The 16027-nt window shown below is 66.9% G+C and carries 14 protein-coding genes and 3 tRNA genes; 6 read left to right on the top strand and 11 right to left on the bottom strand.

The window, feature by feature from the left end; all coding sequences use genetic code 11:
* Positions 1 to 222 precede the first annotated feature (222 nt).
* Positions 223 to 2124, top strand: a complete 1902-nt coding sequence (gene speA, locus IEJ03_RS01820) for a biosynthetic arginine decarboxylase (protein WP_192036028.1) — start codon at positions 223 to 225, stop codon at positions 2122 to 2124.
* Between the two features lie 194 nt (positions 2125 to 2318).
* Here the strand turns inward: speA and IEJ03_RS01815 are convergent, their stop codons facing one another.
* The 10 genes from IEJ03_RS01815 to IEJ03_RS01770 all read right to left on the bottom strand — a co-directional run bounded on the left by IEJ03_RS01815 (position 2319) and on the right by IEJ03_RS01770 (position 11665).
* Positions 2319 to 4292, bottom strand: a complete 1974-nt coding sequence (locus tag IEJ03_RS01815; RefSeq protein ID WP_192036027.1) for an acyl CoA:acetate/3-ketoacid CoA transferase — start codon at positions 4290 to 4292, stop codon at positions 2319 to 2321.
* A gap of 208 nt (positions 4293 to 4500) precedes the next feature.
* The gene (locus IEJ03_RS01810) at positions 4501 to 5166 is read right to left on the bottom strand and encodes a fumarylacetoacetate hydrolase family protein (RefSeq protein ID WP_192036026.1); all 666 of its coding nucleotides are present in this window, start codon (positions 5164 to 5166) and stop codon (positions 4501 to 4503) included.
* A 162-nt stretch (positions 5167 to 5328) separates the two neighbouring features.
* Entirely contained in the window at positions 5329 to 6273 is a 945-nt protein-coding gene (gene thpD / locus IEJ03_RS01805) for an ectoine hydroxylase (protein ID WP_242458017.1), read from the bottom strand.
* 466 nt (positions 6274 to 6739) lie between these two features.
* Positions 6740 to 6815 (bottom strand) — tRNA-Thr (locus tag IEJ03_RS01800).
* A gap of 51 nt (positions 6816 to 6866) precedes the next feature.
* A tRNA-Gln gene (locus IEJ03_RS01795) sits at positions 6867 to 6941 on the bottom strand.
* Positions 6942 to 6947: 6 nt separating this feature from the next.
* A tRNA-Phe gene (locus IEJ03_RS01790) sits at positions 6948 to 7023 on the bottom strand.
* 81 nt (positions 7024 to 7104) lie between these two features.
* Complete coding sequence (locus IEJ03_RS01785; RefSeq protein ID WP_136254172.1) at positions 7105 to 7377, bottom strand: oxidative damage protection protein; 273 nt, start codon at positions 7375 to 7377, stop codon at positions 7105 to 7107.
* A gap of 4 nt (positions 7378 to 7381) precedes the next feature.
* The gene (mutY, locus tag IEJ03_RS01780; protein ID WP_192037134.1) at positions 7382 to 8491 is read right to left on the bottom strand and encodes an A/G-specific adenine glycosylase; all 1110 of its coding nucleotides are present in this window, start codon (positions 8489 to 8491) and stop codon (positions 7382 to 7384) included.
* A 271-nt stretch (positions 8492 to 8762) separates the two neighbouring features.
* On the bottom strand, positions 8763 to 11213 hold the full coding sequence (locus IEJ03_RS01775) for an AsmA family protein (protein WP_192036025.1): 2451 nt from the start codon (positions 11211 to 11213) through the stop codon (positions 8763 to 8765).
* The gene (locus tag IEJ03_RS01770) at positions 11210 to 11665 is read right to left on the bottom strand and encodes an acetyl-CoA sensor PanZ family protein (RefSeq protein WP_192036024.1); all 456 of its coding nucleotides are present in this window, start codon (positions 11663 to 11665) and stop codon (positions 11210 to 11212) included. The genes IEJ03_RS01775 and IEJ03_RS01770 overlap by 4 nt, the downstream gene beginning before the upstream one ends.
* Before the next feature lie 154 nt (positions 11666 to 11819).
* Between IEJ03_RS01770 and hisB the strand changes: the two genes are divergently transcribed.
* From hisB to IEJ03_RS01745, 5 genes are all read left to right on the top strand, one after another.
* On the top strand, positions 11820 to 12413 hold the full coding sequence (hisB, locus tag IEJ03_RS01765) for an imidazoleglycerol-phosphate dehydratase HisB (protein ID WP_192036023.1): 594 nt from the start codon (positions 11820 to 11822) through the stop codon (positions 12411 to 12413).
* Between the two features lie 97 nt (positions 12414 to 12510).
* On the top strand, positions 12511 to 13152 hold the full coding sequence (gene hisH / locus IEJ03_RS01760; protein ID WP_192036022.1) for an imidazole glycerol phosphate synthase subunit HisH: 642 nt from the start codon (positions 12511 to 12513) through the stop codon (positions 13150 to 13152).
* Positions 13153 to 13264: 112 nt separating this feature from the next.
* Positions 13265 to 14020 carry a 1-(5-phosphoribosyl)-5-[(5-phosphoribosylamino)methylideneamino]imidazole-4-carboxamide isomerase gene (gene hisA / locus IEJ03_RS01755; RefSeq protein WP_192036021.1) on the top strand — a complete coding sequence of 252 codons (756 nt, stop codon included), beginning with the start codon at positions 13265 to 13267 and terminating at the stop codon, positions 14018 to 14020.
* Positions 14021 to 14035: 15 nt separating this feature from the next.
* A complete protein-coding gene (gene hisF, locus IEJ03_RS01750) occupies positions 14036 to 14809 on the top strand; it encodes an imidazole glycerol phosphate synthase subunit HisF (RefSeq protein WP_192036020.1) in 774 nt (257 codons plus the stop codon).
* A 7-nt stretch (positions 14810 to 14816) separates the two neighbouring features.
* Positions 14817 to 15353, top strand: a complete 537-nt coding sequence (locus tag IEJ03_RS01745) for a hypothetical protein (protein WP_192036019.1) — start codon at positions 14817 to 14819, stop codon at positions 15351 to 15353.
* A gap of 55 nt (positions 15354 to 15408) precedes the next feature.
* On the opposite strand, the gene IEJ03_RS01740 is transcribed toward IEJ03_RS01745, so the two are convergent.
* Positions 15409 to 16002, bottom strand: coding sequence for a YjaG family protein (locus tag IEJ03_RS01740; RefSeq protein WP_192036018.1), 594 nt, complete (start codon positions 16000 to 16002; stop codon positions 15409 to 15411).
* Between the last annotated feature and the right edge of the window lie 25 nt (positions 16003 to 16027).

Here is a 16027-nt window from a genome sequence, read left to right as displayed (position 1 = left end):
GCCCTTGATGCTCGGTCCCTGAGAACCAGTCCTTGAGAACCAGTCCTTGAGAACCAGTCCTTGAGAACCAGTCCTTGAGAGCCAGTCCTTGAGAACCCGCCCTCGACGCCCGCCTGTTCGGCGGGCGTCGTCGTAGCACTCCCCACAAGCCCCTGACAGTCGCGCTGCCCCGCGGCATAATGCGGCACCGTTTCCGTCATCGCGCCAGCTCAGGAGAGCGACATGACCTCACCCGCCGCCAAGGCACGCCGCACCTACAACATCGATCAGTGGGGCAGCGGCTACTTCGACGTCGATGATCAGGGCCACGCCCTGGTGCGCCCACTGGGCAGCGAGGTAGAAGGCCCCAGCCTGCCGCTGGATGGCCTGGTCGACGAGCTGCGCGCGGCGGGCCTACGCCTGCCGGTGCTGGTGCGCTTCACCGACATCCTGCATGACCGGGTCGAGCAGCTCTGTGCGGCCTTCGATAGCGTGATGCAGGACGAGGCCTATGGCGGCGGCTACACCGCGGTCTACCCGATCAAGGTTAACCAGCAGCGCCGGGTGGTCGAGGAGATCCTCGCCACCCAGGAGCGCGGCCGCGGTCGAGTCGGCCTGGAGGCCGGCAGCAAACCGGAGCTGTTGGCGGTACTCGCCCTTTCCGGTGACGGCCCCTCCTTGATCGTCTGCAACGGCTACAAGGACCGGGAGTATGTGCGCCTGGCGCTGATGGGCGAGAAACTCGGCCACAAGGTCTACCTGGTGGTCGAGAAGTTCTCCGAGCTGGAGCTGATTCTCGAAGAGGCCCAACGCCTCGAGGTCACGCCACGCATCGGCCTGCGTGCAAGGCTTGCCTCGGTGGGCAAGGGCAAGTGGCAGAATACCGGCGGCGAGAAATCGAAGTTCGGCCTCACCGCCAGCCAGATCCTCGGCGTGGTCGAGCGCCTGCGCGATGCAGAGTCACTTGAGAGCCTGCAGCTGGTGCACTTTCACCTCGGCTCGCAGATCGCCAACATCCGTGACATCCAGCGCGGCCTGCGCGAATGCGCCCGCTTCTACCAGAGCCTTCGCGAGCTCGGCGCCCCGGTGGATACCGTCGATGTCGGCGGGGGCCTGGGCATCGACTACGAGGGCACCCGCTCGCGAAGCGAATGCTCGATCAACTACTCGATGCGCGAGTACGCCAGCAACGTGGTGGCCGCCTTCCGCCAGGCCTGCGACGCCGAGGACCTGCCCCATCCGCACCTGATCAGCGAATCCGGCCGCGCCCTGACCGCTCACCACGCGGTGCTGATCACCAACGTGATCGGCGAGGAACGCATCGGCGAGGCGCCCCCGGCGGCCCGCGTCACGCAGGATACCGAGGTACAGGAGCTGTGGCGGGTCCACGATGCGCTGGAGGCCAGCCAGGAGCCCCGCGGGCTGGTCGAGGCCTATCATGACCTGGTGCAGGCGATGGCCGAGCTGCAGGACCGCTTCGTGCTTGGGCTTGCTGACATCACCGCCCGCGCCGAGGGCGAGGCCGTCTACTTTGCCGCCTGCACCCGGCTGCGCGGCCAACTCGATGCCCGCAACCGCGCCCACCGGGAGATCCTCGACGAGCTGGCCGAGAAGCTCGCCGACAAGCTGTTCGTCAACTTCTCGCTGTTCCAGTCGGTGCCCGATGTGTGGGGCATCCAGCAGATCTTCCCGGTGCTGCCGCTCTCAGGGCTCGACCGTGAACCGAGCCGCCGCGCCGTGGTGCAGGACATCACCTGCGACAGCGACGGGCGCATCGACAGCTACGTCGACGGCCAGGGCGTCGAGGCCACCCTGCCCCTGCCGGACTGGCAGCATGACGACGAGAAGCTGCTCGGCTTCTTCCTGGTCGGCGCCTATCAGGAGATCCTCGGCGACCTGCACAACCTGTTCGGCGACACCGACTCGGTGGACGCCGCGCTGGACGCGAACGGTCACTGGGTACTCTCCGAGGCGATTCGCGGCGACGACGTGGCCGGGGTGCTGGGCTACGTCAACTTCGATGCCGAGGTGCTGCGCCGCCACCTGACCCGCCAGCTCGAGGAAAGCGGCCTGCCCGAGTCGCAGCGCCGCGCCTTCCTCGACGACCTGCATGCCGGGCTGCAGAGCTACACCTACCTGGGCTGATCGCGCGCCTCAGCGCCACCAGTACACCGCTCCTGATCACACCACTGCTTATCACACCGCTGCTTATCAACACGCCTCACACGACACCGCCCCGCCGGGCAACTGGCGGGGCGGTGTCGTATCGGTCGGCTCCATCTTCCTCCCAGGCCTGCCTACTGGCGTTTCAGGCTAGGGGGTCAGACTAAGGGGTCAGGCTAGGGCTTCAGGTGCGCCCGGGCCTCCTCGGCGCTCTCGTAGATATGCGCGGCCACCGAGCGCTGCTCCAGGGCGTCGCCGAGTTTCATGCGCAAGAAACCGCTGGTGGTATAGCGGGTGACTCGCGAATAGAAGCGCGCCTCCAGGTCGCTGACCATCTCCGTGTAGGCGCCCAGCAGGTCCTCGTCGATGCGGAAGTTGTCGTAGTTGACGATGGCGTCGACCTTGCGCTGAAGCGGGGTCAGCCAGGCCTCGACGGTCTCGCGAATGGCGTCGATATCCGCCCGGGCGCTGACCTTCAAGTTCTCGAAGTTGATGAAGAACACCTCTTCCTCGGGGTCGAAGGTGAAGCGCTGAGCCAGCGGTAGATGCAGCAGGTCCTCGCGCAGGCCCATCGCCTCCTCAACGAAGATGCGCGCATCCATCTGCCGCGGCGGCACCGGCATCAGCGGCGTGAAGTCCATCAGCGCCAGCACGTCCCGCTCGAGATCCACCCCGGGGGCGATCTCGTCGAGCACCAGGCCCTCGGGGGTCAGGCGGAACACGCAGCGCTCGGTCACGTAGAGCACCGGCTTGTGCTCGGCGGCGGACAGCGCACCGCTGAAGGTGCGATGCTCGACACTGGCTACGAACTTTTTGACCCCGCCCGCGGCGAGCCTCACCTCGCCATCGACGATGGCAAGCTCCTCGACCGCTGCCACGAAGGTGCCCATGAACACCACTCGGCGGGCGTTCTGGCTGATGTTGATGAAGCCGCCGGCGCCGGCCAGCCGGGGCCCGAACTTCGAGACGTTGACGTTGCCCTGGCCGTCGATCTGCGCCATGCCGAGAAAGGCGATGTCCAGGCCGCCACCGTCGTAGAAGTCGAACTGGGCCGGCTGGTCGATGATCGCCTGAACGTTCAGGGCGGCGCCGAAGTTCAGCCCGCTGGCGGGCAGGCCCCCGATCACCCCGGGCTCCGCGGTCAGGGTCATCAGCTCCAGCACCCGTTCCTCGCTTGCCACTGGGCCGATGCCCTCGGGCATGCCGATCCCCAGGTTGACCACGCTGTTGGGCTTAAGCTCGAAGGCCGCGCGTCGGGCGATGATCTTGCGGGCCGACAGCGCCATCGGCTCGGGGGCGGCCATCGGCACCTTGATCTCGCCGGAATAGGCCGGGTTGTAGCGGGTGCTGAAGGTCTGCCAGTGATGCTCCGGGTCATCGCAGACCACCACACAGTCGACCAGGATGCCGGGGATCCGGACGCTCTGTGCCGGCAGGGTGCCCCGCTCGGCCAGCCGCTCGACCTGCACGATCACCAGGCCGCCGGAGTTATGCACCGCCGTGGCGATGGCCAGCGACTCGATGGTCAGCGCCTCGCGCTCCATGCTGATGTTGCCCAGGGGATCGGCGGTGGAGCCCCGCAGCAGCGCCACCTGCAGCGGCAGCGCCTTGTAGAACAGGTACTCCTCGCCGTCGATGGGCATCAGCGACACCCGCTCCTCGGAGGTCACGTCGTTGATGCGGCCGCCGTCGAGGCGCGGATCGACGAAGGTCCCGAGGCCCACCCGACTCAGGGTGCCGGGCTTGCCGGCGGCGATGTCGCGAAACAGGTGAGAGATCACCCCCTGAGGCAGGTTCCAGGCCTGGATGCGGCCCTCGATGGCGAGCTTCTGCAGCCTGGGCACCAGCCCCCAGTGGCCGCCAATCACCCGCGCCACCAGCCCCTCATGCCCCAGGTGGTTGAGCCCGCGGGTCTTGCCGTCGCCCTGACCGGCGGCGTACATCAGGGTGAGATCCCGCGGCTGGCCGGTCGCCAGGAAACGCTCCTCCAGGGCCACCGCCAGGTGCTCGGCGAAGCCGATGCCGACGAAACCGCCGGTGGCCACGGCATCACCATCGCGGATCAGGTTCACCGCCTCCTCGGCGGAGACGACCTTGCCCTTCTCGGTGAAGGGGCGACTGGTGAGCAGCGGGTGAGTCTGATGGGGCATGGTCAGCCTCCTTCGTGGCAGTCACGACAACCTAGCACAGCCCTTGGGCCGAGCATGTCACGCAGCGCCGCCGCGACCATGGCCCCTACCAACGGCATCGCCCTGCCAGGCAACCGGCGGGGCGGTGTCGTGTCCGGACAAGACAGGGACAGGAGTAGAGGCAGGGCCAGGACAAGCTCAGCGCCATCGGATCGGGTCAAGCCAAGCGTCAGGGCGCAGTGGTGGTATCGAGCTCGAGCCAGCCGTTGAGATCGAAGTGCAGGCGGGCATCCCGGGGCAGCCTCCCGACCCCGGCCGGGGTGCCGGTGAGCACCACGTCGCCGGGCGCGAGCGTGAAGTGGCGGCTCATCTCGGCCAGCAGTTCCGGGATCGGGAACAGCAGGTCCGCGGTGTCGCCGGTCTGGCGGCGCTCGTCGTTGATATCCAGCGAGAAGTTAAGGCGCGACCAGTCCAGCGGGCCATTGAGGCGCAGGAAGGGCGACAGCGGACAGGCCCCGTCGAAGGCCTTGGCGATCTCCCAGGGGTGGCCCTTTTCCTTGAGGCGGCTCTGCACCTCGCGCAGAGTCAGGTCCAGCGCCAGACCGATGCCGGCCACCGCCTGCTCGGCTTCCGCCGGGCTGGCCTCGGTCAGCGGCTCGCCGATCAAGAGCGCCAGCTCGGTCTCGAAATGCACCTCGCCCCGCGAGGCCGCGATCGCGATCGGCTCCTTCAGCGGTGCCGCCGCCGTGGCCGGCTTGATGAACAACAGCGGCGCGCTGGGCACCGGGTTGTCCAGCTCCCTGGCGTGCTCGGCGTAGTTGCGCCCCACGCAGACGATCTTGCCGAGTGCATGGGGAAAGTCCTGACCGTCGGTATAACGGGGCACGAAATGCATGGGGGCGATTCTCCTGGCAGAGAGCAGAAACATAGAGCGATGCCGCGCGGCGCACATCCCTCACGATAAGTGGTCTCGCCAGTCTACTTCACGCATCGCCCCGTGAGGCGCCCCGCCACCAAAGAACAATGCCGATCCCGATCCCGGGGCCGGGGCCTTCTCTTAGTGCCGCTCCGCGCTCCAGCCCTCCCCCGGGCGATGCGCCAGGAAATCCGGCCGCTTGCGCTTCGCCGCATAGGGCTCGCGGCAGGCGTTGTCGCGGCGGTTGTAAACGAAGAAGGCGTTGCTGCGCGGGTCCGGCGACATGTTGGCGTTGGAGCCGTGCAGGGTGTTGCAGTCGAACAGCAGAAGCCCGCCCGCGGCGCCCGTGGGCGCCTCGATGCCATGACGCTCGATCAACTGGGTCAGCGCCTCGCGACTCGGCACGCCGAACTCCTGGGTCTTCAGCGACTGCTTGTGGTGATCGTCCGGCGTCTCGCCCAGGCAGGGCACAAACACCCGGTGCGAGCCGGGAATCAGCATCAGCGGCCCATTGAAGGTGTGGTTGTCGGTGAGCACGATCGAGGCACTGACGGCGTTCATGGCCGGCATGCCGTCCTCGGCGTGCCAGGTCTCGAAGTCCGAGTGCCAGTTGAAGCCCTTGCCCTGGAAACCGGGCTTGTAGTTGATGCGCGACTGATGCACATAGGGCTCGCCACCGAGGATCTGGCGGGCGCGGCCCATCAGCCGCTCATCCTCGGCGAGCCTTGAGAAGCGCGTCGAGAGGAAGTGCACCGCGAACAGCGAGCGAATCTCCTGGCTGTCGGGTTCGGTGATGCTGAAGTCGCGCCCGGCGTAGTCCTCGCATTCCAGCAGCGCCTTCAACTCATCGCGCAGCTCATCGAGCTCGCGCCCGGAGAGGAAGTTGGGTTCGAACAGGAAGCCTTCACGCTCGAAGCGCTCGAGCTGACCCGGGTCCAGTGGGCCATCCTCGGCGCGGCCCTTCACCACCGCTTCCTGGCGCTTGAGCCAGGGCATGTCCAGCGGCTGCTTCAGGCGCGTGGGATAGGGATCACGCGGCGCGCGGGTGGCTTCGAAAGCTTGGCGGGTTGCGGTCTGTACTGACACTAAATCACCTCCGTCACTTCTGTAAAAAGCGTCTGTGAAATAGGTTCAGATCCAGCCCGGCACATGGCCGTGGGTCGGTTCTTCTTGTGATGTGGATCCGTGACTCGTCGCCCCCCAGCCTCGGCATGGGGCGGCCAGCGTGGATGTGGGCATGGGAGCTGAAACTTTCAAGGGGGCGTCGTGACAACGCATAAGGGCGGCCCAGCGATGCCATACCTGAAAAGCGGCTGTGGACATCTGTGCGGCCGTCAGAGAAGTACGGAAGGTGCAGGGCCGGCATGAGCCGAGAAGCCGCTCAAAGAGCCGCACGGGGCGATGCTGCCGGCGAGTCATCCACAGGGGGATGTAAGGCGAGGTGGGTGTGGATAGATACTGTTTGTGGAGGGATGACTTTCCTTCGCACAAACAAAAAAGCCGCCTCGATGGGCGACCTCTTCATATCCAATCACTTGTGCGTGCTGCTTAATGGTGCCGGCACCAGGAGTCGAACCCGGGACCTACTGATTACAAGTCAGTTGCTCTACCAACTGAGCTATGCCGGCAGGCGCAACTCACCACAAGTGCTAGATGATGCTACTGAATCTGGGTTGGCGTGGCTGGGGTAGCAGGACTCGAACCTGCGAATGCCGATACCAAAAACCGGTGCCTTACCACTTGGCTATACCCCAACACTTTGGTGGCCAGAGAGGGAATCGAACCCCCGACACGGGGATTTTCAATCCCCTGCTCTACCAACTGAGCTATCTGGCCCGTGCCAACGAGGACGTATTTAACTAGAAAGCTTTCTTCACGTCAACCCTTTTTCTTTCAAAGAGATGGAAGGAAGCAAATTCACTGGCTGGGCGGTACGTAGCCTTCGGCCTGGTCGGTATCGCGATTGTCCAGGAAGCGCTCCATCTGCTCCATCAGATACTCGCGAGTCTTGGGGTCGAGCATGCTCAGGTGCTTCTCGTTGATCAGGCGGGTCTGCAGCGCCTGCCACTCCTCCCAGGCCTGCTTGGACACATTGGCCTGGATCTCCTGGCCCTTCTGGCCGGGCAGCGGCGGGAACGGCAGGGCTTCGAGCTCCTGCTGGTACTTGCGGCAGAACACGGTCTGGCTCATGGGTTCACTCCGGGTCTTGCTGGTTGGATGGGGTGGCGAGTCGTGCCAGCGACTCGAGTAGCGCCTTGACCGGCGCGGCCAGGCCAATGCTGGCCGGCTCGCTGGGGTTATACCAGAGGCCCCCGCCTTCGGTCACGGCGGCCTGACGGCCTCGCGCGGGCTGCGGAGTAATGGCCAGGCGGAAGTGGCTGAAGGTGTGATTGAAGGCATCCCAGGCCGGCGCCAGCTCGGCATCGGGCGCGTGAGCGTCCAGCCAGGCCGTGAGGGCCTCACGATCGTCGAACTGGGGGAAACACCACAGGCCGCCCCACAGTCCCACGGCGGGGCGCTGCTGAAGCAGCACACGGCCCGCTTCGTCGTGCAGCAGCAGCATGATGGTCGAGCGTTCGGGCAGCGCCTTCCTGGGCTTGGATTCGGGGAAGCGCTTCTCCTGGTTGCGGGCATGAGCCAGGCAGACGTCCTCGAAGGGGCACAGCAGGCAGCTGGGGCTGCCACGCCGGCACAGGGTGGCGCCGAGATCCATCATCGCCTGGGTGTGGTCGGGCAGGCGCGTGTGGGGCGTGTAGCGCTCGGCAAGCGCCCACAGGGGGCGTTCGACCCTGGGGCGACCCGGCCAGCCTTCCACGGCATGCAGGCGCGTCAGCACGCGCTTGACGTTGCCATCGAGGATCACCGCCCGCTCACCGGTGCTGATGCTGATGATGGCCCCGGCGGTGGAGCGGCCGATGCCGGGCAGCGCGGCCATGGCCTCGACGCTGTTGACGGGAAAGGCGCCACCATGCTCATTCACGACCACCTGGGCGGCCTTGTGCAGGTTGCGACCGCGGGCATAGTAGCCAAGCCCGGTCCACAGGTGCAGTACCTCGTCCTGGGAAGCCTCGGCCAGGGCCTGCACGTCGGGAAAGCGCGCCATGAAGCGCTCGTAGTAGGGAATCACCGTGGCCACCTGGGTCTGCTGCAGCATGATCTCGGAGACCCAGACCCGATAGGGCGTGGTGTTCTGCTGCCAGGGCAGCGTCTTGCGGCCGTATTCGTCGAACCAGGTCATCAGGCGGCGCTGGAACTCCTCGGGGGAGAGCGCGATGGGTTCGACGGTGGCTGGGAGATCGGTCATGGGCGATTCGGTCATGGACAACTTGGTCATGGATGATGCTGCTTGCAGGCGTGGACGTGATGGGTGACGTGGCGGACAGCTGGCTGAGGGCGTGCGGCCCTTGCATCACCGGCGGCGCCTCATGGTAGCGATGGCCTAATGCCGGCACAAAGCCGCCATTAGGCGTTACAAGAGAAGCGCCAAAAAAAAGCGCCGACGGTGAGGTCGGCGCAGGACAGGCTTGCATGAAACGACTCGCCATGAGGCTCGCTGGATCACGGGCAACTCACGACTACTGAAACAGACCCTTGAGGGCGTCGCGAAGTTCCCCGGAGGCTCCTTCGCCGATGCGTTTATCGAGCCCTTCCAGGGCATCGTCGAGGCGTTTCTTAACTTCCTCGCCGGCCTTTGCCTCGACTTCCTGGCGTGCGAGCTTCGCCACGGCGTCGCGGAAGGCGCCGCGATCGAACCCGCACCAGTCGGCGGGCGCACCGGACAGGCTGCCTTCGCAGCGCACCGGCAGCGGCACCTTGGTGAGGCGCGGATTGACCTCGCAGGCGGCGTCGGCGGTATCGACGAAGCGCGCCGCGGCGCGATAGTCGAGGCGCTTGTCGACCAGGCCGACCTTGCCTTCGCCGGTCACTTGAATGCCGGGAATGCTGATCTCCAGGTCATCGTTGCGCACCTCGCCATCGCGGATATTGAGGGTCGCGGCTGCCCGATCGAAGCGGGTGTCCGCGTGCCAGTCGCGGCTGGTCTGCTTGCCTTCCAGCAGGGCCACGGCGGTGCACAGCTCCTCGGAGACGTTGACGTTCAGCACCGCGCCATCGACGATGCGGGCATTCAGCTGGCCGTTGAGCCGCGCCGGCAGCTCACCCGCGCTGTTACCGCGGGCGGTCAGCTCGCCGGAGAGGTTGAGACGGCCACGCAGCGGGGACTCCTTGCTGGTGAGCGCGGCGATGAAGGGCGCGGCGGCCACGCCCTCGATCTTCGGGGCAAAGCGCCAGCGCAGCGGCGTCTCGCGCAGGTCGAGGCCGGCGCTGGCGGCCAGCGTGCCGTCGAAGAAGCGCGCATCGAAGCGCTCCAGGCGCTGCTGGCCGCTGCCGCCGCGCGCCTCGAGCACGACCTGCTCGAGATCCATGCCCTTGACGGTGAGCCGCTCAAAGGCGAGATCCGCCTTCAGATCCAGGGCCTTGAGGGTCGCCACCGGCACCAGCTCGCCACCGGCCTGACTGACCGCGGCAGCCCCGGCCTGGCTGGCGTCGCCGGTAGCGGCCTGACCGGAGGCCTCGCCCTGGGCACTTGCCTGTGCATGGCCGCTGCCCTCCTCGACCGGCGGCAGGTAGCGATCGAGGTTCAGCACGTCGCCCTGCAGATCGAGCGCCAGCGAGCGACCATCGAGGCCGGCGGAAAGCGAGCCGCTGAGGGTGGTGTCATCCAGCGTCAGGTTCAGGCTCGGCAGGCTGACCCGCTCGAGATCGCCTTCCAGCGGGCTCGACAGCGCCAGGCTGCCGAGTGCGGCGTCATCGGCGGTCTCGGGCAGGCTACCCAGGCGTTCGAGCCAGGTGCGCAGCGACAGCGGCGCCAGGGTCAGCTGGCCACGGTACTGCGGGGCTTCGAGCAGTTGTTCGACGCGCAGGTTGCCGCCGAGCTTCAGGCTGTTTTCTCCGCTGAGCTGCCATTCGCTGATCCGCAGCGTCTGTGCCTCGAGGTCGGCATCGGCGGCGAAGGTCAGCGATAGCGGCAGCGCCTTCTCGCCGAGCGCGGAGTGCGCCAGGCTGGCGTCCAGCTTGCCGCCCTTGAGGACATAGCGGCCGGCGGCGAGATCGGCCTCGAGACTCGGCACGGCGAGGTTGACCTTCTGCTGCTGGCCGTCGGCACCCTCCAGCCGGGTGGCGGTATCCAGCGTCAGGCCCTCGAGCGCATAGCGGCCATCATCCAGACCGAGGCGTACCCGGCTCTTGAGGGTCAGCTGGCTGACCCACTGGGCCGCGGCCTCGCGGGACTGCCCCTGCGGAATCAGAAACGATGACAGCGTGAAGTCGGCACTGAGGGGAAACGCCTTGGCGGGGGTGACATTGGTGCCGCTGATGTTGAGCGCATCGATGTGCCAGGCCTGGCCGCTCTGGCGGTCGGAGTAGCGGATGCTGCCGTCGGTGAGCGACACCCGGGCGATATCCAGCGCCACGGCGATGCCGTTCTCGCCGCCCAGCTCGCCACCCAGTTCGGCGGGCAGTTCGCTGGTGATCTCGCCGCTATCAGCGTCGTTCTCGGCGTCGACAACGGCCGGCGCCGCCTCGGCCTCGAGGGCAGCCTGCTCCTGCTGACGCTCGAGCCGGTTGACCAGGGTCTGCCAGTTACCGCGGCCCTCGGCGTCACGCTTGAGGTTCAGGCGCATGCCATCCAGACTCAGGCCGTCGATGGCGACCTTGCCGGAGAGCAGGGGCGCGAAGGCCAGACTGACCTCGGCCTGCTCGAAGGCCAGGAAGGCCTGCTCGTTCTCGGGCTGGTCGGGCAGGCGCGCCTCGGCATCGGCCACGCTGAGACCGAGGCGCGGATAGAAGGACCAGGCCAGGGGCCCGTCCAGCTTGAGTTCCAGGCCGCTCTGGTCTCGCGCCACCTGGACCAGATGCGGCTTCAGATCCTCGGGATCGAAGAAGGTCGTGATGTAGACCACTGCACCTACCACTACCAAGCCCAGTATCCCTACCACCGCCAGCAGCGTGCGCAACAGTGCTCTCATCCGTTACCTCCTTGTGAAATCTTGGGGTCCAATTCGTAGTGTTCGCCGCCCGCTACCAACCGGAAGCCCAGTCGCTTGAGCAGCAGCTCGTCACCGAGCATCAGCATCGAGGCGGCGACCCGCAGCAGGCAGCCTTCGCGGAAGGCTTCCTGGCAGATCAGCGTCACCAGCCTCGACGCCACGCCCCGGCGGCGGGTGGTCTTGCGAATGCACAGGTTCGACAGCCACCAGACGCCGTCGACGACCGTCATCGCCACGGCGCCCAGCAGGCGATCATTGAAGCGGGCACAGCAGAATATCCCCTGCCGATCGAATTGATCGCGGATATAGGCATCGGCAGGCAGCGGCAGCCGTTCGGCGGGGGCATCGGCGTAGATACGCGAGAGATCCAGGGCGAGCTGGGCATCCCGTTCCCATTCGGCCTTGGCAACCTTTTGCAGGGTGACCGGCATTGACGTTTCTCCTTGGCTAACGGGGCAACCCGACAATACCCCGCATTGTAGCGGATGGGGGGCGCGATTCACTATAATGGCGGGCTCGACCCCCGTCGCTCTGCCCCGCGACGGCGTTACATCGCAATGCGCTCAGCGCAGGAGTAAAGCCATCATGACCCAGCGTACCGCCACGGTTTCCCGCGACACCAAGGAAACGCAGATCACGGTAAGCGTGAACCTCGATGGCAAGGGTGAGCTTACCTGCGAGACCGGCGTGCCCTTTCTCGATCACATGCTCGACCAGGTGGCGCGCCACGGGCTGATCGACCTGGACATCAAGGCCGTGGGCGATCTGCATATCGATGCGCACCACACCGTCGAGGATCTCGGCATCACCCTGGGCCAGGCCTTCGCCCAGGCCATCGGCGACAAGCGGGGCATCTACCGCTATGGCCACGCCTATGTGCCTCTGGACGAGGCGCTGTCCCGGGTCGTGGTAGACTTCTCCGGCCGCCCGGGTCTGTTCATGAACGTCGAGTTCACCCGCGCGAGCCTTGGCTCGCTGGACACCCAGCTGTTCTGGGAATTCTTCCAGGGCTTCGTCAATCACGCCCAGGTGACCCTGCACATCGACAACCTGAAGGGCTTCAACGCCCACCATCAGGCCGAGACCATCTTCAAGGCCTTCGGCCGCGCGCTGCGCATGGCCAGCGCCGAGGATCCGCGCATGGCCGGCCAGATGCCGTCCACCAAGGGCAGCCTCTGAGCCGTCATGATGGCATCATGACCCCTCTTCGCCTCTCAGGCCGTCAGGGCACTCACGCGGTCACCCACTCGGCCATTCATTAGACAAGGAGCGCAGCATGACCATTGCCGTCATCGATTATGGAATGGGCAATTTGCACAGCGTCGCCAAGGCGCTGGAGCACGTCACCCACGAGAACGTGGTGGTGACTCGCGATGCCCGCCGTATTCGTGGCGCCACCCGGCTGGTGCTGCCCGGCCAGGGCGCGATCCGCGACTGCATGGGCGAGCTGGAACGCAGCGAGGTCAAGGGCCTGGTGCAGGAGCTGCTGGCCAACGGCGACAAACCGCTGCTGGGCATCTGCGTCGGCCAGCAGATGCTGCTCGACGAGAGCGAGGAGAACGGCGGCGTGGCCTGCCTTGGCCACCTGCCGGGCCGCGTGCGGCGCTTCCCCGCCGACCTGGTCGATGCCGACGGCGCGCGCCTGAAGGTGCCGCACATGGGCTGGAACCGGGTGTCCCAGCATCATGACCACCCGCTGTGGGACGGTATCGAGGACGGCGAGCGCCTCTATTTCGTGCACAGCTACTACGTCGATGCCGCCGAGGATGCCGATGTCTTCGGGACCACCGAGTACGGCGGCGTCACCGCCCATGTGGCCGTGGGCCGCGGCCCGGTGTTCGCCACCCAGTTCCACCCGGAGAAGAGCTCGGCGGCGGGCCTGCGCCTGCTCGAGAACTTCGTGCAGTGGTCGCCCTGACCCGAGGCGACGCCCGACGGCGCCCGGGCCACCCGGTACCGACCGGACGCCGCTCGCTCCCTTACGCCCCGACACGAATCTTGCGCCCCGAGGGCGCCCACGAGGACACGACATGCTGGTAATTCCCGCCATCGATCTCAAGGACGGCAAGTGCGTCCGCCTGAAGCAGGGCCGGATGGACGACTCCACCACCTATGGCGATGACCCGGTGGCCATGGCGGCGCGCTGGGTCGAGGCCGGCGCCCGCCGCCTGCACCTGGTCGACCTCAACGGCGCCTTCGAGGGCGAGCCGGTCAACGGCGAGGCGGTCACCGCCATCGCCCGCGCCTACCCGGACCTGCCGATCCAGATCGGCGGCGGCATCCGCAGCGCGGCGACCATCGAGCACTACCTGGACGCCGGGGTGTCGCATGTGATCATCGGCACCAAGGCGGTCAAGGAACCGGCCTTCGTCACCGAGATGTGCCGTGCCTTCCCGGGCCACGTGATCGTCGGCCTGGATGCTCGCGACGGCTTCGTGGCCACCGATGGCTGGGCCGAGGTCTCCACCGTCAAGGCCACCGATCTGGCCAAGCGCTTCGCCGATGATGGCGTGTCTTCGATCGTCTACACCGACATCGCCCGTGACGGCATGATGCAGGGCGTCAACGTCGAGGCCACCGCCGAGCTGGCTCGTCACGGCGGCCTGCCGGTGATCGCCTCCGGCGGGGTCACCGACCTCGAGGACCTGCGGGCGCTGGCCAGGGTCGCCGATGACGGCATCCTCGGCGCCATCACCGGCCGCGCCATCTATGAGGGCAGCCTGGACCTCGCCGAGGCCCAGCGCCTGTGCGACGAACTCAGCGGCGCTGCCGCCACCGACCACTAAGTGGAGGACTGATTCATGGGACTCGCCAAACGCATCATCCCCTGTCTCGACGTCGACGCCGGTCGCGTGGTGAAGGGCGTCAATTTCGTCGGCATCCGCGATGCCGGCGACCCGGTGGAGATCGCCAAGCGCTACAACCAGCAGGGCGCCGACGAGATCACCTTTCTCGACATCACCGCCAGCCATGAAGACCGCGGTACCACCGTCGAGATGGTCGAGCGCATCGCCGGCGAGGTGTTCATCCCGCTGACCGTGGGCGGCGGCATTCGCACCTGCGAGGACATCCGCACCATGCTCAACGCCGGCGCCGACAAGGTGTCGATCAACACCGCGGCGGTGACCAACCCGGAGTTCGTCTTCGAGGCGACTCAGCGCTTCGGCAGCCAATGCATCGTGGTGGCCATCGACGCCAAGCGGGTCTCCGCCGAGGGCGAGACGCCGCGCTGGGACATCTTCACCCATGGCGGGCGCAAGCATACCGGCCTGGATGCGGTGGAATGGGCGCAGAAGATGGTCGAGCTGGGCGCCGGCGAGCTGCTGCTGACCAGCATGGACCGGGACGGCACCAAGATCGGCTTCGACAACGAGCTGACCCGTGCCATCAGTGACGCGGTCAGCGTGCCGGTGATCGCCTCCGGCGGCGTCGGCAACCTCGACCACCTGGTCGCCGGCGTGACCGAGGGCCACGCCGATGCGGTGCTGGCCGCCAGCATCTTCCACTTCGGCGAGTACAGCATCCCCGATGCCAAGCGCTACATGGCCGACCGCGGCATCGAGATGCGGCTCTGAGGCCCTGATGTCCCTTCCCCCCCTCGCCGGCCGGCGCCCGGGCGCCCTGCCCTGGGCCTCGGGCCTGGCGCTGCTGACGGCCCTGCTGGCCGCTTCACCGGGCCAGGCCAGCGACTTCTGGACCTACGATCACGGCCTGGCGCAGACCAGCCTGTGGACCACGCATTACTCGACCAACGAGGACGGCGACGAGGCCTACAACGACCGGCAGCACCTGATCGGCCTCGAGCTGCACAACCCCACCCGCTGGCTCGCCGGCACCGCCTGGCTGAAGAATTCCTTCGACCAGCCGATCTGGTACTTCTATGCCGGCCGCGAATTTCCGCTCTGGCAGCCTGGCCAGGAGTTCGAGGTGCGCGCCAAGCTCACCGCCGGGGCGCTGCGGGGCTATGACGGCGAGAACCAGGACAAGATCGACTACAACAGCACGGGGGTGGCGCCGGCGATCCTGCCCACTCTCGGGGCACGCTTTGGCCGCCTCGAGGGCGACCTGCTGCTGTTCGGTACCGCCGGTGCCATGCTCACCGCCGGGGTGCGTTTCTAGGCCCCGGCCGCTGATACGGCACAGGGGCCGCCCGGGGTCAGGACAAGGTCCAGGCCTAGTCCAGAGTCAGCCCCAGGTTGCTCACGCCGCCGTTGCGCCCCAGGCGCCTGAGCGCCTTGAGGGCGTCACGATCCAGCACGTCTTCCTCGACCGCTTCCAGTACCGCATCCTGAAAGTCCCGCTCGTCCGCCATCAGCTCATGCTCGCGGATCTGCGCGGCCAGCCGCGCCTCGTCCTCTTCGCCCTCGCTCATCTCGATGAAGGCGCGCACACCGCTGAGCGAGGCGCGGCTGACTTCCAGTACCGCCTCGGGCGCCTCGCCGCGCAGGGTATCGAGCATCGCCGAGACCGCCATCACCGCCTCCAGGGCGCGCCGCGCACCGAAACTATCGTCCTCGGCCGGCGGTTCCAGCTCGGCGAGCTTCTCGGCCTGACGATCGAAATCGATCTTGGCGCCCTTCACCGTCAGGTACTCCCAGACCAAGGCCAGGATGCCGCGCAGGGCCGCCGGGTCGCCCACCTCGGCGTGATCCGCATAGAGGGCATAGTTCGGCATCAGACGCTCGCCGAGGGCGGCCATGAAGGCCAGGCGACGGCGGGCATCGAGCTGTTTCAGGCGAGCATTGAAGCCGCCGGTGGACTGAGTCATGGGATCTCCTGGGAATCGTGAAGGG

It is taken from the genome of Halomonas sp. YLGW01 (genome assembly GCF_014840935.1).
Classification (GTDB): Bacteria; Pseudomonadota; Gammaproteobacteria; order Pseudomonadales; family Halomonadaceae; genus Onishia.
This window is presented reverse-complemented; position numbering and strand designations above follow the sequence as displayed.